The following is a 19,994-nucleotide window of genomic DNA, read 5'->3' as shown; positions in this document are numbered from 1 at the left end:
TTTCTGGTTTTCTTAACCGCGTCGAACGTATCGACGCCAACACGGGCACCTGCCCGTGGATGAGGTTTGCTATGGATTGGAAAGTCTTTCTGCTGCGCGTCAGCATTGCCCTGCTGCTGGGCGCCCTGATCGGGGCCGAGCGGCAACTGCGTCAGCGCCTCACTGGCCTGCGTACCAATGCACTGGTCAGCACCGGTGCCTGTCTGTTCGTGTTGATGACCCAGGCGGTGCCGGGCATGCAGCCTACCGATGCCTCACGCATCGCTGCCTACGTGGTGTCGGGCATCGGGTTTCTCGGTGGCGGGGTGATCATGCGCGACGGCTTCAACGTGCGTGGGCTGAACACTGCGGCGACCCTATGGTGCACCGCCGCCATCGGCGTGCTGTGCAGCCTCGGCCTTTTGCTGGAAGCTGCCTTGGGCAGCCTGGTGGTGCTGTGCGCCAATATTCTGCTGCGTGACATTGCCCAGCGGCTGGACCGCCAGGAAGTGGTACCTGCCAGTGAGGTGGAGCAACATTTCGAGGTGCGTATCGTCTGCCGGGCCCAGGATGAGATCCAGGTGCGCAGCCTGATGCTGCACAGCCTCAGCGACCCTGGGCTGCGTTTGCAGTCCTTGCACAGCGAAGACCTGGCAGACCCTTCCCGGCTGGAAGTGCGCGCCGAACTGCTGGGTACTTCCGAGGCGGCCTCGCAATTGGAGCGGCTGGTAAGCCGTGTAAGCCTGGAAAAAGGCGTCAGCTCGGTGCGCTGGCAGTTGCAGGCGCAACAGCATGCGCTGGCAGCAGATTAACCCGCCACCCGCTCCATCACTTCGTAACGGTCGCGGCCCTGGTGCTTGGCCTCGTACAACGCCAGGTCCGCAGCCCCCAGCAGTTGCTGCGGGGTGAGTGCTTGCTGGGAAAGGTCCGCCACGGCAATACCGGCACTGAATGAAACCCTGCCCAGCGGGCTGCCGGCATGTTCCAGCATCTGCCCACGCAATATTTGCTGCAGCTCACGCACCAGCGCCTGGGCGCCCTGGCTGTCGGTATCGGGCAGCAACAAGGTGAATTCCTCGCCGCCGTAGCGCACAGCCAGGTCGGCCGGGCGGCGCATGGCTTGGCGCAATAGCGCGGCGAACCGCTGCAGGCACGCATCACCTGCCGGGTGCCCGTAGCGGTCGTTGTAGGCCTTGAAGTAGTCCAGGTCGAGCATCACCACCACCAGTGGGTAGCCCTGGCGACGGGCCCTGCGCAGTTCTGCATCGAACACCGCATCGAGCCGGCGACGGTTGCCCAGGCCCGTGAGGCTGTCGGTCAGCGCCAGCGCCTTCAATGTCTGATGGGCCTGGTGCAAGGCACGCTCCATGGCAATGCGCTCACGTAACTGGCGCAACACTACCCAGCCAAAGACTGCGAAGCCCAGCACCAACAGCAACAGCACAGCCAGCGATTTCAGGGCATCCTGCCGCCAGGGCGCCACGATGGACTCCCGGGACAGCCCTGCCTCCACCACCAGCGGGTAACTGGTCAACGCGCGGTAGGCATACAGGCGCGGCGTGCCATCGACCACCGCAACGGCTTCCACCAGGCCCTGTGGCGCGTAGGGCAGGTGATTGCGGAAAATCTCGCTGTTGGCCAGGCTGCGCCCCACCACCCGCTCGACGAAGGGGCGCCGCACCAGAATGGTACCGTCGCGCTTGGCCAATACCAGAGCGCCACGTTCATCGATCTTGAATTCACCGTAGTAGCGCACGAACCAGTCCACCTTGATGGTGCCCAGCAATACCCCGGCAAAGCTCCCATCGGCATGCTGCAGGCGCCGGGATATGGGAATGATCAGGCTACCGGTAGAGCGGCTGCGCACTACTGAGCCGATGCGCACCGCCCGGCTTGGGTGGTCGCGGTGGTAGATGAAGTAATCGCGGTCGGCGTTGTTCGCTGCAGCTGGGGTGGCGGTTTTGTCCGTGACGATCCAGCGCCCATCGGCCCCGTACACGAACAGCCCGTGCAACTGCGGGATGATGCTCTTCTGCTGTGCAAGCAGGGCATGCAACCGGGGGCGGTCGATGTGATCGAAGCCATCCCCTTCAAGACGTTCGGCCAGTGCGGCGGTGATCGCATCCACTTGGCGAATGGCGTCTTCGGCGTGCTGTGCGGTGGCCTGTGCCAGGTTGGTGACCATGTTTTCAGCGTTGATGAAGGCATCGCGATAATCGCGCCAGATGCGCCAGCCTTCGACCGTCGCAAATGTCACCAGCACCAGCAACATGAACGCCAACACCAGGCGAAACAGCGACACCGGTGTGCCCTCGCCCGTCAGAGCGAGGGGGCCTTGGTCATCCTGATCCCCGGCTGCACGCATTCAAGTCCCTAAGTCGTCTTCTGCTGAACGCTGTTGACTATAGCCCAGCCACGCACGCGCCAACGGGTGGCAAAAAAGATTAAACCTTTGTGCCTGGCTTGGCCTCAACAGTACGCGGCGTTGGCAAGACGTGTGCAATCACGCAGACGCGCACGGCACCATCGTCAGGCAGTAGAGGAAAACCGCAGCGCCCGCTGGATATGCCTCCAGGGCTATTTCCACCGGCGCTGCAGAGCCAATACGACAAGTGAGGTAACCATGAGCAACGACGCACTCAAATCCGAAGTCCTTACCCGTTTGCACCATGCCCACCCGCATGGGCTCGGCAAGGAACTGCTGGATAACTACCGGGGCGAGAAGGAAGTGGCCAACATGCTCATGTCGCTGCAGCAAGAAGGCCTGATCCACGACGGCAGCGTGCTGAAGGACGGCGATGAAAATGTGAGCCTCAGCTACCCGATCAAACTGTCGGCGGCTGGGGTAGATGCAGCGAAAAAGGCCGAGGCAGCCAAAAAAGCCGAGTCCTGACGGGCGTGCGAGGCCGTTTGGCAGTGTTTTGAAGGGGCGGCCTGATGGCCGCCCTTTTTATTGAGTGTCTTTCTCTACGTCACGCGGCGGTTTGGCGGGGCCCTGAGGGTCCACTTGAGAGTCGTCGACGCTGGGTGAATCCGGATCAAACCCGAGGTCGTCCGGCTTGTCAGCGTGATCAGTAGAATGAGGCCCCTGCTGGGGGTTCGGTGCTTTGTCGTTACCGGTCATGGTTATTCTCCAATGGCTGCCCTATTGAAGAAACCACCCGCCCACGAAAGTTTGATTAATCTTGCACAGCACTGCGCGCAGCCTCGCACCGCGCCAACGCCTCATCCCTACCCTGCAATTGCACGCGCAACTGCTCAAGCTGATTGGCCTGCTCGGTACAGATGCCTCGCTTGTCCTCCAGGCTTTGCACCTGTACGGCAAGCTGACGGCGCAGTTCATCACTGCTGCCCTGTGCCTGGGCCAGCATGGTGCGCAGGCCCTGGATTTGCGCATCGCGCTGCTCCAATAGTTCTTTCTGTGCGCGGCTCTCGCCCGAGGCCTGGCGGTGCTCGCCCAGCAACCGTTCGTTATCCCGGTGCAGGCGGGTGAGCTCGTCCTGTTTCACCACCATGCCCTGCTGTAATTGGCGTACCTCCACCTGCATCTGCTGCAGCTGCGCTTCATGCCGGCGTTGCTCCTGCTCACGCTGGTCCCGGCTAGCATTGCGGTAATGCTCAAGCGCATCGCGGGCATGGCGGTGTTTGTCTTCCAGCGAACTGACCTGTGTTTCCTTGTCTGCCAGGCGGACCTGCAACTCGCCCAGCGACTGGCTCAGGCTGGCGTTGCGCAATTGCTCCGTTTGTAGCGTGCTGTGCGCGGTTTGCAGCTTCTCGGACTCCGCTGCCAATGCAGCGACATCAATCTGATGCTGTTGCTGGGCCTCGGCCAGTGCCTGGCGAACGGTGGCGAGTTCCTGTTCCAGGTGTTCCCGCTGCTCGGTGAACACCCGCTCAGCCTGTTCGATAGAGAGGTCGGCTTCGTCCTGCAGTTGGGTCGCCAGTTGCCCGACCATGCGGCTGAGCACCTCGCTGATCGGTGCGCCGCCTTCCGAGGGCACGGGCTGCTGGCCAGTGAGCTCTTTGAGATAGCGGTGGATGGTGGTTTTTGAGCCGGTATTGCCCAGTTCGATGCGGATGGCATCGATGCTGGGGTTCTCGCCTTTGGCAATCAGCGCCTGCCGGGCCTGCTGCACCACAACCTTGTTTATGCCACCGCGGGCCATGGGATCTCCTACTATTTTGTACTGTTGTACGTAGCATGTAGTTACATACCAATTTTGAGCCAGTGGCGTGCATATTTCAAGCCTAAGCTAAGGTGGAATAATCACGGCTTATCGAATTTGAGGGGTATTTTGCGTGGTAGGGACCAGGCTCTAGGCTTAAAGGGGCCGAAAGCTGTCATCGGTATCTGGCGCGCACGCGAATGCGCCGACGTGCGCGGGCATCGATTAGATGGTGGTGAATGGAAGCAATCAGCCGCCGTAGGCGGCATCAGGAGCCGCGAATGCAGGCTCAGCGAATAGCGGGCTGTGCAGCGGGCGGATCTGGCTCAGCGCCTTAGCCAGGCCATCTATAGGTGCCCCGCTAGGCTTGGCTTCAGCCCCGCCTGTGCACCTGGGCCGGCGTGCGGCGCATCAGCACCTCTCCGTGGCGTATCGACACCAGCGCATGGCCCTGGCTACGGACCATTTCGTAGTCATCGGGCGCCGACAGCAGCAACAGGTTGGCCGGCCTGCCCACTTCGATGCCGTAGCGCTCGCCCAGGTTGAGGGTGCGGGCACTGTTGTCGGTGATCAGGTCCAGACAGCGCTGCAGGTCCTCGTACCCCAGCATGTGGCAGATGTGCAGCCCGGCTTCCAGAATGCGCAGGATGTTGCCGTTGCCCAGCGGGTACCAAGGGTCGACGATCGAGTCCTGGCCGAAGCACACGTTCATGCCGGCCCGGTCGATTTCCGCGACACGGGTCACGCCCCGCCGCTTAGGGTAGTTGTCGAAGCGGCCTTGCAGGTGGATGCTCTCGGTGGGGCATGAGACGAAGTTGATGCCCGAGCGTTTCAGCAGGCGGAACAGTTTGGAGCAGTAGGCGTTGTCGTAGGAGCCCATCGCCACGGTATGGCTGGCCGTAACCCGGGGGCCCATTTGCCGTACCCGTGCTTCCTCGGCCAACACCTCGAGAAAGCGCGACTGCGGGTCGTCGGTTTCGTCGCAATGCACATCCACCAGGCAGCCGCTGCGCTCAGCCAGGTCCATGAGGAACTTCACCGAGGCCACGCCTTGCTCGCGGGTGTTCTCGAAATGCGGGATGCCGCCCACCACGTCGGCACCGATGGCAATCGCCTCGGTCATCAGCGCCCGGCCATTGGGGTAGGACTCGATGCCCTCCTGGGGGAAGGCAACGATCTGCAGGTCTACCAGGTGGCGCACGTCCTCGCGGACCTCGACCATGGTCTTGAGTGCGACCAGGCCGGGTTCGGTGACATCCACGTGGGTACGCACGTGCTGGATGCCGTGGTCCACCAGCATGTTAATGGTTTTCTTGGCCCGGGCCTTGATGTCGTCGTGGGTAGTGGTTTCTTTGCGCTGTGCCCAGCGCTCGATCCCCTCGAACAAGGTGCCGCTCATGTTCCACTCCGGCTCCCCCGCCGTCAGCGTCGCGTCCAGGTGGATGTGCGGCTCGACGAAGGGCGGCACTACCAGGTTCTGCGCCGCGTCCAGGTCACCGGCAGCCCCAGGCGCGACTACGTCGGGCTGGGGCACGATGGCGGCGATGGCGGCACCGTTCAATTCGATGCGAAACAGGCCAGGCCGGCCACGCAGGCGGGCGTTGATGACGTTCATGCCGTTGCTCCTCGTTCACTACCTGGGGTTGCGTGCCGGGCAGGTTGCCCTCTGGGCTCAGGCTGCGTCCAGTCCCATTTGCCAGAAATCCGCCTCCAGGCTCGACGCCTGGGCGAAAGTGCCCACCAGCTCGGCGAAGCGTTGTTCGGTCATGCTGCGGGTGGCCAGTTCGTCCAGATGCGTACGCGCCGCCGCGGCCACCGCCTGATATGCCGGCCCGGCGTACTCGCCTATCCACTCGCGATACGGGTGTTGGCTGAGGTCACCGACCTGCTCGGCCAGCGCCTGGCCGATTTCGGCGTAGCCGATCACGCACGGCGCCAGTGCCACGTGCAGCTCCAGCAGGTCGCCGGCCGCCCCGCAGTCCAGCACGTAGCGGGTGTAAGCCACGGTGGCCGGGTGTTCTGCTGCCGCTTCGATATCCGCCTGGCTCAGGCCCCACCGGGCGCACAAGCGCAGGTGCAGGTCGGTTTCGTCCAGAATCGCTGCCAACCCGGCCTGGGCTGCGCGGATATCCGCCGGGCGCCGGCTCTTGTAGGCGGCCAGCGCCCAGGCCCGGGCGAACTGGATCAGAAAGAGGTAGTCCTGAACCAGGTAATGACGAAACGCCGCCTCGCTCAAAGTGCCCTCGCCCATCTGGCGCACGAAGTCGTGGTCCACGTAACGCTGCCACTGCGGTGTGGCGGCCGCTTTCAAGCGCGCGAAGATATCCATGCTCATTGGCCCTCCGGGTAAACGGCGTCGAAGAATGCCAATTCCAGCGCTACGGTGCGCTGGTAGAAGTCCGTAGCCAGGGCAGCTTCGGCCGGGCCAACGCGGTCAAGTTCCGCCTGGAGAAAGGCAACGAAGGCCTGAAAAGCGGGGTTGTCGTGCAACGTGATCCACTCGGCGTGCACAAAGTGCTGCGGCAGCGGCTTCGGTGCCTTCAGCGCCCAATCCAGGTACAGGCCTTCGGCCACATTGAGCACTGCCAGCGCTGCAGCATACGACCGGGTGGCGGCCGCCTCGCGCATGATCGCCTTGAACCCTGCAGTGGGCACCGTATCCGCCGGCTCGCTGCGTTGGGCCGGGCTTACAGCCAGTGCGTCGAAGGCCCGCAGGAAGTAGGTGTTCTCGTCGCTGGAAATCATCCCGGCGAAACGCCCGAGGCGCAGGCGCGCCTCGAAGGTGTCTGCGGTGGCGATGGCCGCGCCCAGCAGGGTCAGGAAGCTGTCGAGAAAACGGTGGTCCTGTACCAGGTAGTCGATCATCACGCGGTCTGGCAGGGTGCCGTCGCACAGTTGAGTCACGAAACGGTGGCCGGTGGCCGCGCACCAGGTTGGCCCGCACTGGCGGCGCAAGGCCTGGTTGAAACGTTCGGTCATGAGAGTGCCTTCGATCAAGGGATGGCAGACCTATACCGCAATGCTTGTGCCCCTGTCACGCCGCGCCAGGCAAAAGAATAAAGGCTAATTGCCACCAGTCACCGTGCTGTCATCTTCCTGTCGTATTGTTGTGGCCTCACCCAGGGTCGGGAACTATCAGAAGTGATTCGTCGTTCGCTTTCTTCCGCCAGCCTGCTACGGCTGCTGATCCTGTTGCTGTGTGCTGCCACGCTGGCGTTCCTCTGGGGGCTGCATGTCTCGCAGAAAGCGTCGGCCGGGCAAGACGCGCTGGCGGCCAAAGCCGCCGAACACCTGAACCTGGCCAGCATCATCGGCCAGAACCTGCGCCAGGCACTCGACCGTGGCCAGGCAGCCACCGGCAGCGAGGCCAACGACCCCGCATTCAAGCGCCTTGGCCTTTATGACCGGCACGGCCGCCTGCTATCGGCTACCCTGCCCGACGCCCCCGCCCAGCTGCCCAAGCCCTGGCTCGCGCAGTTGGAAAGGCAACTGGCGGTATACGGTGCCAAGCCGTTTCTGGCTCAAGTACTGCCTGATGAACGCGCAGCCCTGAGGGCCCTGGTCCCCCTTGGCGGCGACAATGGCAAGGTCGTGCTGCTTCAGTTGCAGCCCCTCTACCTGGCAGAACTGCTGCACCCTGTCGACCTGGGAAGCGGCGGCAGGGTCAGCCTCGTGCAGGATGACGGGTGGGAGCGCCTGCGCATCGATGGCCGCGGTGTGACGGCTATCGAAAGCCCGCTGCAGCCGGTCTTGAGTAGCCGCGGTGCAGACGCCGGGTTGCTCACCCAGTACGGCGTAGGCGAGGCCTATCAAAGCCTGTACAGGCGGGTACCCGAACGCGGGTTCAGCGTGGTGGTGAGCCAACCCCAGGCGGAAATCGTCACCCCTTCGCAGCTGGCCTACGCCAGGCAGTTCTGGCTGAACCTGGGCATGACCCTGATGATTCTTGCCAGCCTGGCCTGGACCTTGCGCCTGCTACGTAAACGCCAGGAAGCGTTCAGCGCGCTGGAGCATGCCCAGCAGGTCAACCAGCAGTTGATCGGCCGCCTGGAGGACGAACACCGGCGTAGCAGCCATGCCGCTGCCACCGACCACCTCAGCGGCCTGCACAACCGTCGCCAGTTCGTTGAGGTGGCCGGGCTGGCCCTGACCCGCCAGCGTGGGCGGCGGCAGTTGATGGCGATCCTGTTCATCGACATGGACCGCTTCAAATCGATCAACGACTCGTTGGGGCACAAGATTGGCGACCTGCTGCTGCAGGCCGTTGCCGGACGTATTCAGCGCTTGCTGGAGCCCGGGGACGAGGCGTCGCGCTTCGGCGGCGATGAGTTTGTGGTGTTGCTGGCCGGCGAGCGCAGCGAAGACCAGATCAACGCCTGGGTCGGTGAGCTGGTGCGCAGGCTCTCGGCCACCTATGCCCTGGACGGCCAGGAGGTCAACACCAGCCCCAGCGTTGGCGTCAGCATCTGCCCGCGCGATGGCCAGGACATCGACAGCCTGATCCGCAGCGCCGACGCAGCCATGTATTCGGCCAAGCAGGCCGGGCGTGCGCAGTACCGGTTCTTCGACCCGTCGCTGAACCTGGCGGATATTCAGGCGTTTACCCTGGAACAGGCGTTCGGCAGCGGGCTGGCGGCGCGTCAGTTCGTGCTGCACTACCAGCCACAGATCCATCTGGATACTCACCAGGTGGTGGGTTACGAAGCGCTGGTACGCTGGGACCACCCCGAATTCGGCCTGCTCTACCCAGACCGCTTCATCGGCCTGGCCGAGCGCAGCGGTTTTATTGTCGAGCTGGGCTGGGAAGTGCTGCGCCTGGCCTGCGAGGCGCTGGCGGGCTGGGCCGCCGAAGGGCGGGAGGCACGCCTGGCGGTGAATGTGTCCGCCCTGCAGTTGCGCCAGGCGGACTTCGCCAGCCGCCTGCTCGATGGGTTGCACAGCCATGGCATTGCACCGGGGCAACTGGAGCTGGAAATCACCGAAACCACCATCCTGGACCCCGAAGGCCCGGGCGTTGAGCACCTGCATCGGCTGCGTCTGGCGGGCCTAGGCATCAGCCTGGACGATTTTGGCCGCGGCTACGCAGGCTTTGCCCACCTGCACTCGCTGCCGTTGAGCAAGTTGAAGATCGACCGGTCGTTGATCGCCTCACTGTCCAACAGCCCTGACGACAGCCCGATCGTTTCGTCCACGATTATTCTGGCTAAGCGGTTGGGCTTGGAAGTGGTGGCCGAGGGGGTCGAAACCCGTGAACAGGTAGTGTGTTTGAAGCTGGCCGGGTGCGATATCGCCCAGGGCTATCACTTCAGCCGCCCGCTGTCCGATGCGCAGTTGCGCGAGTATGCGCCGTTCAAAGAGGCGGAAGAAAAAGTCGCTTACTGATACCGGCAGCCCCAATTACCGCACCCGCGCATTTTGTAGGTATCGTATAAGCCTCGCACACCCCGCCGGCCCCGGACCATGACCGATATAGACCTCTACCTGCGCGCTGCCACCCGTGACAACACCCGGCGCAGCTACCAGGCGGCCATCGACCACTTTGAAACCCACTGGGGCGGCTTCCTGCCGGCCACGGCCGACAGCATTGCCCGCTACCTGGCCGATCACGCCAGCCAGCACGCGGTGAGCACGTTGCGCCAGCGCCTGGCAGCGCTTAGCCAGTGGCACATCAGCCAAGGCTTTCCCGACCCTACCAAAGCGCCGCTGGTGCGCCAGGTGCTGCGCGGTATCCGCACCCTCCACCCCGCGCCGCCACGGCAGGCGGCGCCGTTGCTGTTGCAGCACCTGCAAACCGCAGTGGGCTGCTTTGAGCAGGAGGCACGCCTGGCCCGCGGACAGCATGACCTGCACACATTGCGGCGGGCGAGGCGTGACAGCGCCCTGTTGCTGCTGGGCTTCTGGCGCGGTTTTCGCGGGGATGAACTGGCGCGGCTGCGGGTGGAGCACATTCAGGCCGAACCCGGTGTCGGCATCACCCTGTTTCTGCCACGCAGCAAAGGTGACAGAGAGGCGCTGGGGGTGCAGCACCGCACCCCTGCCCTCAAGGCCCTGTGCCCGGTAACGGCGTACCTGCAATGGCTGGAAGTGGCGGGCATTGCCCACGGCCCGGTGTTCCGCAAGCTCGACCGCTGGGGCAACCTGGGCGATGCCCCGCTCAACAGCAACAGCCTGGTCGGCGTGTTGCGGCGCATGCTCGAGCGCGCCGGGGTGCCGGCGGCGTTGTACACGGGGCATTCCCTGCGCCGCGGTTTCGCCACTTGGGCCACGGCCAACGGCTGGGAGCTCAAGGCGCTGATGAGCTATGTGGGCTGGAAAGATGCCAAGTCTGCGTTGCGCTACATCGACGCCACGCAGCGTTTCGGTGAACTCGCCCTGCTGCCGGCCAGCCCACTGCCGGCCCTTACGCCCTGACGGACCACTGGCGAGCACACTGCCACAGGCGGCCGATATCGCAGGCGCGGGCCTGTAACAGCCGGGCCGCATCGGCACAGGCCTGATCCAGGCTGATCGGCCCGTCAGCCAACGCAAACGCAGCGTCTACCCCGTGGGCGTAGAGTTGCTGGTAGCCCTCCCCCAACGTACCTGCCAGCACCACTACCGGCACGCCATGGCGCTGGGCGACCCGCGCCACGCCCATGGGCGTTTTGCCGCGCAGGGTCTGGGCGTCGAAACGGCCTTCGCCCGTCACGACCAGGTCCGCGCCCTGAACCAAGGCATCCAGCCCCGTCAGTTCGGCCACAACCTCTACCCCCGGGCGGAATTGCGCGCCCATGAACGCCCTGGCGGCAAAGCCCATGCCGCCTGCGGCGCCACATCCCGGGAAGTCGCGCACGTCCTCGCCCAGCAGGCGCGCACAATGGTCGGCAAAATGGCCGAGTGCCTTGTCCAGCGCCTGCACCTGCTCGGGGCTGGCACCTTTTTGCGGCCCGAAGACTGCCGATGCACCGTGCGCGCCGCACAGTGGGTTGTCGACGTCTGCGGCGACTTCGAACTGCACCTCGGCCAAGCGTGGGTCGAGGTCGCTGGCGTCGACCCTGGCCAGGCCTGCCAAGCCCAGACCACCCTCAACCAGCGGTTGCCCGTGGGCGTCCAGCAAGCGCAGGCCCAGTGCCCGCAACATGCCGCTGCCAGCATCGTTGGTGGCACTGCCCCCAATCGCCAACACCACACGCCTGGCCCCAGCCGCCAGCGCTGCAGCAATCAACTCACCGGTGCCCCATGTGCTGCTGCGGCAGGCATCCCGCTGACCGGTAGGCACCAACTGCAGGCCGCTGGCCTGGGCCATTTCAATGATTGCGGTGCGGCTCTGCGGCAGCCAGCCCCACCCTGCCTCCACCTTGTGCCCCAATGGCCCACGCACGGTCTGCCGGCGCAACTCGCCGTCGCTTGCCGCCAGGATGGCCTCCATGGTGCCCTCACCTCCGTCGGCCATCGGGCACTCGATCAATTCGGCCTTGGGCAGCGCCTCGCGCAGGCCGTTGGCAATGGCACGGGCTACCCCAGCCGCGTCGAGGCTGTCCTTGAACGAGTCGGGCGCGATGACGATTTTCATGGTGATACTCCTGTCCTGATAGCGGCATGCTGACACCTGGCAACGCCAGCGGCCTCAGTCAAATGCACAACGCTGCGCGGAGCTAGTTTGGGCAACTGCCTGTGCTGGTCAGCCAGCGGGCAGCAACTGCAAACCCAGGTACAGGCTGAGCATGCCCTCCATGCGCAGCGGGTCCACCTCGCCCAGCTCGGCGATGCGCTCCAGGCGATAGCGCAAGCTGTTGCGGTGGATGCCCAGCGCGTCGGCACAGGCCTGGCTCTGCCCGTCATGGGCACACCAGGCACGCAAGGTAGCAAGCAACTGGCCGTTGCCATCCTTGGCGCGGATGCGTTGCAGCGGCTCCAGTAGCTCGTCCAGGGCGTCATCGCTGCGGTGGCGCCACAGCATTGCCGGCAGCCTGTAGCGGTGCAGGCTCAATAACTGTTCGCCGGGCAGCACTTCCCTGCCGTAGGCGAGCAGGTCGCGGACCCGGCGATAGCCCCGGCGCAGTTGCTCCAACCCCTGGGCCACGCTGCCAAGCGCCAGGCGCTCGACAACCCAGCCATGGCGTTGCAGGCGTTCGAGCAGGCGTGCTTCATCCAGCGCCGCGCCTGCCGGGCGGCACCACAGCAGCGATTGGCGCGCAGGGCTCACGCACCAGCTGTCGGGGTAGCGGCTTATCAGCCAGGCGGCCAGCGCCTCGGCGTCAGGGCCCGAGGCCAGTTCAAACAGGCACGGCACCCGCGGCAGCTGAGGCTTGAGGCCCAGTTGCCGCGCTTCATCCAATAGCCGTGGCGAATCGCCCGCGCCACCCAGCAGCAACGCCAGCAGGTCATCGCAGCGCTGACGGCGCCATTGCTGATCGGCCTGCAGGTGACGCTGGGCCAGCAGCATTTCGGCAGTCATGCGCACCAGTTCGGCGTAGGTCCGCACCTGGTGCGGGTCTCCGGTAAGGCCCAGTACGCCCATCAGCCGGCCATCGAGCATCAGCGGCAGGTTCACGCCCGGTTGCACGCCCTTCAGGCAGCGTGCAGCATCGGTATCCAGCTCGACGATGCGCCCGTTGGCCAACACCAGTTGCGCACCTTCGTGGCGGGTGTTCACCCGCTCAGGCTCGCCACTCCCCAGAATCAGCCCCTGGCTGTCCATGACATTGACGTTGCACGGCAGAATGGCCATCGCCCGGTCGACAATATCCTGCGCCAGGTCGTGGTCGAGTTCGAACATTCAAGGGTCCTTGCAAGCGAGCGATTGGGCCAGGGCACAGCAGTGGCTGGCCGGTGCTGTGCAAAAGCACAAAGACAGGCATGCCGCCGTCCCCGAGACTCGGTGGGGCGAGCGCCGGCACAGGCGACGCGGCGACAACCATAACAACAGAGAACCCGATCATGGCACACAGCCCCGCCCCTGACCACGGCATGGACACCGAGCGTAACGCACTGTACCGGCGCATTACCCTGCGGTTGATTCCGTTCATTTTCATCTGCTACCTGTTCAACTACCTGGACCGCGTCAACGTCGGCTTTGCCAAGCTGCAGATGCTCGACGCGCTCAACTTCAGCGAAACCATCTACGGCCTCGGCGCCGGCATCTTCTTCATCGGCTACGTGCTGTGCGGCTTGCCCAGCAACCTGGCGCTCAACCGCTTCGGCCCGCGGCGCTGGATTGCCCTGATGATGATCGCCTGGGGCAGCTTGTCCACCTGCCTGCTGTTCGTCACCACCCCCACCGAGTTCTATGCCCTGCGCCTGCTCACCGGCGCTGCCGAAGCAGGTTTCTTCCCCGGTGTGGTGCTGTACCTTTCGCGATGGTTCCCGGCGGCGCGTCGGGGCCGCATCATGGCCCTGTTCATGTCGGCGATCCCGGTTTCGGGGTTGCTGGGTGGGCCGTTCTCCGGCTGGATCCTCGAGCATTTCGCCGCCGGCCAGCACGGCCTGGCCGGCTGGCAGTGGATGTTCCTGATTCAGGGCCTGCCGACCGTGGCGCTGGGTGCGCTGGCGGTGTTCCTGCTCAGTGACGGCCACCAGAAGGCCCACTGGTTGAATGCCCGCGAACGCCAGCTGATCGCCGCCGACCTGCAGGCCGACGCCGACGCCAAGCCCCGCACCTCTGGCGACACCGTGCGGGCGGTGCTGACCAACCCGCTGATCTGGACGTTTGGTTTCGTGTACTTCTGCATCCAGAGTGGCGTTTACGCCATCAACTTCTGGCTGCCGTCGATCATCAAGAACATGGGCTTCGACAACCCGCTGCTGATCGGCTGGCTCAGTGCCATTCCGTACCTGCTGGCCGGTGTGTTCATGATTCTGTGTGGCCGGTCGGCCGACCTGCGCAACGAGCGGCGCTGGCACCTTGTCGTCCCGATGCTGATGGGCGCAGCAGGGCTGCTGATCGCGGTGAACTTCGCCGGCACGCCGACCATCGCCATTCTGGGCCTGTCCATTGCCACCATGGGCGCACTGACCGGCCTGCCGATGTTCTGGCCGATGCCCACTGCCCTGCTGAGCGCAGGCGCCGCCGTCGCAGGCTTGGCCATCATCAACTCGGTGGGCCAGATGGCCGGGTTCCTCAGCCCGTATCTGGTGGGCTTCATCAAGGACCAGACCGGTTCGACCGACGCTGCGCTGTATTCCCTGGCGGCACTGATCGTGCTGGGTAGCCTGGTGGCCCTGCGGGTTACCCGGACGGGTGTGGTAGGCGGCGTTCACCGGTAGAGTTGCAGCGCCTGGGTGATCGAGTGCCGAGCATGCGGCGCCCGATCTTCCAGGCGCTACCTCCACCACGCCTACCCTGCCGGTCGTCAGCCCAACGCATCACCCTCCCCCGACCGGCGTCATAACCTCCAGAGCCCCTCCCTGGAGAAACGCCCATGACCCACCACGCCGTAGCCCATCTGAGCGACCTCGATGATCAGCGCCCCCTGCGTGTGCAGGCTGGCAGTGAAGAGCTCATCCTGCTGCGCCAAGGTGACCAGGTACACGCCTTCCAAGGCACCTGCCCCCATGCCGGCGCCCCGCTCGACGAAGGCCGTGTCTGTGACGGCATGCTGATTTGCCCGTGGCACAAGGCCGCGTTTGCCCTTGGCGATGGCGCAGTCTGCGAGCCGCCGGCACTCACGGGCTTGCAACGCTACAAGGCCTGGGTCCAGGACGCACGGGTATGGGTGGATGATCGCCCGATGCCCAAGCCCCAGCCAGCCCGGCGCAGCGATGCCCGCTGCTTCGTGGTGGTTGGTGCCGGCGCGGCAGGTACTGCGGCGGTCGCCACACTGTTGGATCAAGGCTTCGCCGGCCGCCTGGTGTGGATTGACCAGGAGCGCCACCCCGCTTATGACCGCACGGCACTCAGCAAATTTGTACTTGCCGGTAAAATGCCGCCTGACGAAGTACCCGCGTTGCTGGAGCCCGATGACCTGCGCAAGGGTCAGCTGGAACGCAAGCACGCCAAGGTGCGCTCGCTGAACAGCCAGAAACGCCAGCTGCTGCTGGCTGACGGGCAGAGCATCGACTATGACGCCTGCCTGGTGGCGACGGGCGCCAAGCCGAAGCGCGTGGACGTGCCAGGTAGCACGCTTGCCGGCGTGTATACCTTGCGTACCCGCGATGACGCCGAGCAATTGCTCGACGCAGCCACCCCGGGGGAGCCCGTGGTTATCGTCGGCGATGGTTTCATCGGCCTGGAGGCTGCCTCGGCGCTCTGCGAGTACGGCGCCCAGGTGCATGTGGTGAGCCGCCACGAAGTGCCCCTGGCCAAACAACTGGGCGAGCGAATTGGTAAAAGCATCCGTGCGCTGCACCAAAGCAAGGGCGTCACCTTTCACGGCCCGGCAGATGTCGTTGCAATTGAAGGCGATGAACAGGCGCAAGCCGTGTTGCTGAGCACAGGTGAACGGTTGGCCACCGCGATGGTACTGCTGGGTACCGGGGTCGAGCCCGTCACAAGCTTCATCCAGGGCGTGGCGCTGGCGGATGACAAGTCGCTGCAGGCCAATGGTGAAATGCGCGTGGCCGACGGCCTGTGGGCTGCAGGCGATATTGCCACCTTTCCGCTCTCAGGCCACGCGGTACGTATCGAGCACTGGCGCCTGGCCCAGCAGCACGGGGTGATCGCGGCAGCGAACATGCTCGGTGAGAAGCGGCACTACGCAGATGTGCCCTACTTCTGGACCTTCCATCATGGCCAGCGCTACGAAAGGCTGGGGCATGCGCAGACGTGGGACCAGATGGAGTACGTGGGGGCACCGGAATCGGGTGACTTCATTGCCCTGCAGTGTACGGCTGGGCAAGTGCAGGCCGTGATCGCCAAGGGTTATGCCGATGCGATGATGGTGCTGTCGCAGCGTATGAGGCGGCCGCTGGACCTGGCCGAAGCCCTTGAGTTGATCGTGGTGCCCGTCAGTTGAAGCCGATGACCGCTGGCGTTCCGGCTCCCAAGCCGGCTTGCCAGCGTCGGCCCACCCACCACGGTGAGCCTAACCCCCACCCATCAGCTTGATCAGCACGAGGTGCCCTGGGTAAAACGCATACCCCCACCGCCCCACGGCCGGTATTTCGGGCCTGGTACAGCGCAGTAAGCCAACCCCTAATGGGATTGAAAACAGTGCCGTGGTGAGCACAAGCCACGTAAACGGCGCCAGCAAATGCTCACGCAACCAGCCATTGGTCAAGTTCCCCGCCATGGCCAGCAGGCATGGCACTAACCACCCAGCGCCACCGTGCCGACGTGCCAGCAGCCAGCCGGCGGGTAGCAGCACCCCCGGCAAGCCATACATCAACCGATCGTTTGCCAGCCAGCCGCTTATCAGTGCTGCAAGCCCCAGCAGGCGTGCCAAGCCCTGTTGATAGTGCACACCCCAGGCAACCAGCAGCCCCAACACCAGCGTTGGCATGATGCTGAACGTCAATGACCCGCTGTCCAGCCAGCGATACACCGGTTCCGACAGCACGGTAAACACCAGCATCAAACCCAGGTACCGCAGGTTGCTGCGGGTACAGAGCGGCCCCGCCTCATTCCTGGCCACATTTACCGCAATGGCCAGGCAAAACAAAGGAAAGGCCATGCGCCCGACCACGAACAGCCCGTCGGCCTGCGGCCAGACAAAGCGCAGGTGATCGGCGACCATGGTCAGCATCGCCAGCCATTTCACCAGGTCCAGGCCGGGTGCGCGCATGGGTCAATGCCCGGTTTCAGGAGGCTGCACGCCCAGGTAGCGAGAGGTCCAGCTGGCCAGGGGGACCGGTGGTTGCTGGGCGACTATGCGCCGCCAGATCAGGGCCAGGTCGTGCCCGTTGAACATGGACCCGGGGCCGCCTGCCTGGTGCGCGGTAGGCACCTGGATCACCCACTGCCCCTGGTCATCCAGGTGGGCAAAGTCGAAGCGGAAACTGTAGTTGCCCGGCGTCCCCATGCGCAGGTCGGTCACCACCAGCGTGCGGCCCACCTGGTCATAGCGCAGCCAGTCGTCAGTGAACCAACGTAACCGTTGGTGCAACGGGTCGTTCGCCAATACCTCGGCCAACGGCAGGTGGCGGGTGAGGCGCTGCATTTCTGGCGGGCCGCGGTCGAACAGGCTGCTGACGCCTTCGTAGTAGATGCCACCGGGCGCCTTGGCCAGCACGCGCCACACCAGGCTGTTGAAGGCCATCGGGACCGCGCGCACTTCACTGGCCTGTATGCCCTGAGCATTCAGTGCGGCCTGGAAGCGGTGCTCAGCCACCATGCGGCTGCCAAGGCCAAAACCCAAGTAGGCGGTGCTGAATGCCAGTGCCAGGGCCATCAGGCGGGTGGCTTTCAACGTCACCCCCTTGCTGGCTGCGTACAGCACCGCCCCCAGCAGTGGCAGCGTGTAGACCGGGTCGATGATGAACACCGCCGCCCAGCTTTGTGGGGTTAGTTGCAATGGCCAGAACAACTGGGTGCCATACACGGTGAAGGCATCGAGCACAGGGTGGGTTACCAGTACCAGCCAGAACGCCAGGAACAGCCTGGGCAATGTATAGCCCTTGCCAGGCCAGCGTTTGTTGACCAGCCATGCCAACAACAGCGCAAGGCCGGTGAGCACGAACAGGGAGTGGGAAAAGCCACGGTGGTAGGTCATCCGTGACACCGGGTCAGCATAGCGGATGACCACGTCCAGGTCGGGCACCGTTGCCAGCGCTGCCCCGTAGAGCAGCGAACGGCGGCCCTGGAGGCGGCCCAGTACGGTACCTTGCAGCGCCGCACCTAGAACGGCTTGGGTGATGGAGTCCAAGGGAAGGCCTTTGTCAGGGGGTATTAGCGCACGCTACCTGCATACGGGCGCCCAGTGCAATTGCGGGGTCGCTCAGGCACGTGCCGAAACAGCTTGCAAACAAGCGGTGCGGCCGTTCGGTAACTTTTCTCACATTCGGGGCAGTGCATTTGATAAAAAGCCCGCATGCCTACTTTTATGTTTGCCCACCTGCGCCGCCGCTGGTTCAGCTGGCTGTGCGCCGCCCTGTTGCTGCTCGGGCTGCCGGCCGGCTGCTCCGTGTTGCAACACAAGGAACGGGAACTGGTGTTCCGTATCGAGCCGGGCCAGGCCAGTTGGTTCCATGGCCTGCCCAGCGGCATCCAGGAACTGGACCTGCGCCCGCGTACCTTCACCGACAACCAGAGCCTGCACGCCTGGTGGTGGCCCGCACAGCGCGCCAACGCCCCGGCCATCCTGTACCTGCACGGCGTGCGCTGGAACCTCACCGGCCAGCTGTTTCGCATCGAGCAGTTACATGCCATGGGCTTTTCGGTGCTCGCCGTGGATTACCGCGGGTTTGGCCGTAGCCGCGGCGACCTGCCCTCGGAGGCCACCGTGTACGAGGATGCGCGCATTGCCTGGGAGCGGTTCGCCCAGCTGCAGCCGGACCCTGCCAAGCGGCTGATCTTCGGCCATTCACTGGGTGGCGCGGTGGCGGTGGAACTGGCCAGCGAGCTGGCCCGTGATGCACGCCACAAGGCGGCCGTCGCCCCGGCACGGGGGCTGATTCTGGAGTCCACCTTCACCTCGCTCGGCGATGTGGCCGCCGTGGTGGCCAACACTTCACTGCCCGTGCGCTGGCTGATGTCGCAGAAATTCGACTCGCTGAACAAGATTCACGAAGTGGGGGTGCCGGTGCTGCTGGTGCATGGGCTGGACGACCGTTACGTGCCATCACGCTTCAGCCAGCAACTGTTCGAAGCAGCGCAAGAGCCCAAGACCTTGCTGCTGGTACCTGGCGCCACCCACAACAACAGCATGAGCCTGGCGGGCCAGCGCTACCGCAAGGCCATCCAGGCGTTGCTGTAGGCCCCAGGCCACAGTCATTGCACCGGCAGGAAGTTCATCAGCAACAAACTCTGCGCATAGTTCAGGCCAATACGGCGGTAGCGCTCATCCAGCAGCTCGGCCAGCAGGTCAAGGCGGGCCACCACCTTGCCAAACTCCACGGCAAAGCTCAGGTTGCTGCCCTCTTCTGACAGTTCGTTGGAGAACAACAGCAGTACGCCATTGGCATCCTGGCGCTGGCTGAGCATCCAGGTGGCCTTCTCGATGTTGCGCGCGGCGTTGTTGACGAACAGCGGGTCGATGGTGTCGGTGATGTAGAACTCGGTGCGCCCACCGTGCGCTGTGATCAGCATGCTGCCAATGGCATAGATGAAGGCGCCCACACGGTCACCGCGAAATTCGGGGCTCAGGGCGTAGCTCAGGGCCGCCAGGTCGCGGCGGTTACCCAGCTGCGGCAGGGGCTGGCGTTGCTCGATGGCAATACGGATCTGCCGCTCGGCGGTGGCGGCATCCAGGTAGCCGGACAGCTTCCACTGGCTGGGGTTGCGCAGGTACAGCTTGTTCATCAGCAGGTACAGGCTTTGCAGGTTGTCGCGCATCGCCAAGGTGGCCAGCCGGTCTACGCTGGTCTGGAACAGCTCGCTGGGTTTGCCGTCACTGAACTGGGTGACGATATCACGCCCCTGCTGATGGCTGCAGGCGCACAGGCATGTGAGGGCACCTGCCAGCAGCAGGCGGAGTAACAGGTGGGGCTTGCACGCAACCATCGGCACCGGGTCGAAATCGGCGGCCACGCGGGGATCGCAGCGGCCTGGGCCTAGGATAGAGCGCCGAAAATGGAAAAAGTGCGGGTGGCTGTGGGGCGCGGCCCTTAAAGGCGGGGTGAACAGCCCTAGCACCGTGGCTGCTAGGCAGACAACTTGCTTCGCAGGCAACCCACGCCCATTGTGAGAGCAACTGTCTTCCACAAGATCTCAAAATTGGTGCAATCCCTGTGGGAGCGGGTTTACCCGCGAAGCAGGCAGCGCGATGTATGGCA

General features: G+C 64.4%; 18 protein-coding genes. 7 read left to right on the top strand and 11 right to left on the bottom strand.

Annotated features, from left to right (window positions below; translation table 11 throughout):
- The first annotated feature begins 71 nt into the window (after positions 1 to 71).
- Positions 72 to 791, top strand: coding sequence for an MgtC/SapB family protein (locus IAE38_RS12595; protein ID WP_201217809.1), 720 nt, complete (start codon positions 72 to 74; stop codon positions 789 to 791).
- Here the strand turns inward: IAE38_RS12595 and IAE38_RS12590 are convergent.
- On the bottom strand, positions 788 to 2,344 hold the full coding sequence (locus IAE38_RS12590) for a sensor domain-containing diguanylate cyclase (protein WP_201217807.1): 1,557 nt from the start codon (positions 2,342 to 2,344) through the stop codon (positions 788 to 790). The genes IAE38_RS12595 and IAE38_RS12590 overlap by 4 nt on opposite strands.
- A gap of 258 nt (positions 2,345 to 2,602) precedes the next feature.
- Between IAE38_RS12590 and IAE38_RS12585 the strand changes: the two genes are divergently transcribed.
- Positions 2,603 to 2,872: a hypothetical protein gene (locus IAE38_RS12585; protein WP_201163308.1), complete on the top strand. Its 270-nt coding sequence runs from the start codon at positions 2,603 to 2,605 to the stop codon at positions 2,870 to 2,872.
- Positions 2,873 to 2,929: 57 nt separating this feature from the next.
- On the opposite strand, the gene IAE38_RS23880 is transcribed toward IAE38_RS12585, so the two are convergent.
- From IAE38_RS23880 to IAE38_RS12565, 5 genes are all read right to left on the bottom strand, one after another.
- A complete protein-coding gene (locus IAE38_RS23880; protein WP_236403970.1) occupies positions 2,930 to 3,103 on the bottom strand; it encodes a DUF6021 family protein in 174 nt (57 codons plus the stop codon).
- A 55-nt stretch (positions 3,104 to 3,158) separates the two neighbouring features.
- Positions 3,159 to 4,145, bottom strand: a complete 987-nt coding sequence (locus tag IAE38_RS12580) for a DNA-binding protein (protein ID WP_201217806.1) — start codon at positions 4,143 to 4,145, stop codon at positions 3,159 to 3,161.
- A gap of 373 nt (positions 4,146 to 4,518) precedes the next feature.
- Positions 4,519 to 5,760 (bottom strand): cytosine deaminase, encoded by a 1,242-nt coding sequence (gene codA / locus IAE38_RS12575; RefSeq protein ID WP_201217804.1) that lies wholly within the window; start codon positions 5,758 to 5,760, stop codon positions 4,519 to 4,521.
- A gap of 57 nt (positions 5,761 to 5,817) precedes the next feature.
- The gene (gene tenA, locus IAE38_RS12570) at positions 5,818 to 6,480 is read right to left on the bottom strand and encodes a thiaminase II (protein ID WP_201163305.1); all 663 of its coding nucleotides are present in this window, start codon (positions 6,478 to 6,480) and stop codon (positions 5,818 to 5,820) included.
- Positions 6,477 to 7,124 carry a TenA family protein gene (locus IAE38_RS12565; protein WP_201163304.1) on the bottom strand — a complete coding sequence of 216 codons (648 nt, stop codon included), beginning with the start codon at positions 7,122 to 7,124 and terminating at the stop codon, positions 6,477 to 6,479. The genes tenA and IAE38_RS12565 overlap by 4 nt, the downstream gene beginning before the upstream one ends.
- 162 nt (positions 7,125 to 7,286) lie before the next feature.
- On the opposite strand from IAE38_RS12565, the gene IAE38_RS12560 reads away from it, so the two are divergent.
- Together IAE38_RS12560 and IAE38_RS12555 are read left to right on the top strand one after the other, a co-directional pair.
- A complete protein-coding gene (locus IAE38_RS12560; RefSeq protein WP_201217802.1) occupies positions 7,287 to 9,527 on the top strand; it encodes a putative bifunctional diguanylate cyclase/phosphodiesterase in 2,241 nt (746 codons plus the stop codon).
- 78 nt (positions 9,528 to 9,605) lie between these two features.
- Positions 9,606 to 10,556 carry a site-specific integrase gene (locus IAE38_RS12555; protein ID WP_201217801.1) on the top strand — a complete coding sequence of 317 codons (951 nt, stop codon included), beginning with the start codon at positions 9,606 to 9,608 and terminating at the stop codon, positions 10,554 to 10,556.
- Here the strand turns inward: IAE38_RS12555 and IAE38_RS12550 are convergent.
- Positions 10,546 to 11,697, bottom strand: coding sequence for a glycerate kinase (locus IAE38_RS12550; RefSeq protein WP_201217799.1), 1,152 nt, complete (start codon positions 11,695 to 11,697; stop codon positions 10,546 to 10,548). The two genes, IAE38_RS12555 and IAE38_RS12550, sit on opposite strands and share 11 nt — an antisense overlap.
- 108 nt (positions 11,698 to 11,805) lie before the next feature.
- Complete coding sequence (locus IAE38_RS12545; protein WP_201163300.1) at positions 11,806 to 12,903, bottom strand: sugar diacid recognition domain-containing protein; 1,098 nt, start codon at positions 12,901 to 12,903, stop codon at positions 11,806 to 11,808.
- Positions 12,904 to 13,064: 161 nt separating this feature from the next.
- On the opposite strand from IAE38_RS12545, the gene IAE38_RS12540 reads away from it, so the two are divergent.
- Positions 13,065 to 14,390, top strand: a complete 1,326-nt coding sequence (locus IAE38_RS12540; RefSeq protein ID WP_201217798.1) for an MFS transporter — start codon at positions 13,065 to 13,067, stop codon at positions 14,388 to 14,390.
- Positions 14,391 to 14,545: 155 nt separating this feature from the next.
- On the top strand, positions 14,546 to 16,078 hold the full coding sequence (locus tag IAE38_RS12535; protein WP_201163298.1) for an FAD-dependent oxidoreductase: 1,533 nt from the start codon (positions 14,546 to 14,548) through the stop codon (positions 16,076 to 16,078).
- A 69-nt stretch (positions 16,079 to 16,147) separates the two neighbouring features.
- On the opposite strand, the gene IAE38_RS12530 is transcribed toward IAE38_RS12535, so the two are convergent.
- Positions 16,148 to 16,846, bottom strand: coding sequence for a TraX family protein (locus IAE38_RS12530; protein ID WP_201163297.1), 699 nt, complete (start codon positions 16,844 to 16,846; stop codon positions 16,148 to 16,150).
- Between the two features lie 3 nt (positions 16,847 to 16,849).
- Entirely contained in the window at positions 16,850 to 17,926 is a 1,077-nt protein-coding gene (locus IAE38_RS12525; protein WP_201163296.1) for a metal-dependent hydrolase, read from the bottom strand.
- Between the two features lie 165 nt (positions 17,927 to 18,091).
- Between IAE38_RS12525 and IAE38_RS12520 the strand changes: the two genes are divergently transcribed.
- On the top strand, positions 18,092 to 18,976 hold the full coding sequence (locus IAE38_RS12520) for an alpha/beta hydrolase (RefSeq protein WP_201163295.1): 885 nt from the start codon (positions 18,092 to 18,094) through the stop codon (positions 18,974 to 18,976).
- A 14-nt stretch (positions 18,977 to 18,990) separates the two neighbouring features.
- Here IAE38_RS12520 and IAE38_RS12515 read toward each other — a convergent pair whose 3' ends face one another.
- A complete protein-coding gene (locus IAE38_RS12515; RefSeq protein WP_201163379.1) occupies positions 18,991 to 19,722 on the bottom strand; it encodes a hypothetical protein in 732 nt (243 codons plus the stop codon).
- Between the last annotated feature and the right edge of the window lie 272 nt (positions 19,723 to 19,994).

The sequence above is a fragment of the Pseudomonas sp. S32 genome (assembly GCF_016648095.1).
Lineage (GTDB): Bacteria > Pseudomonadota > Gammaproteobacteria > Pseudomonadales > Pseudomonadaceae > Aquipseudomonas > Aquipseudomonas parafulva.
The sequence above is the reverse complement of the archived record's forward strand: the minus strand, read 5'-3'. Positions and strand labels throughout refer to the sequence as shown.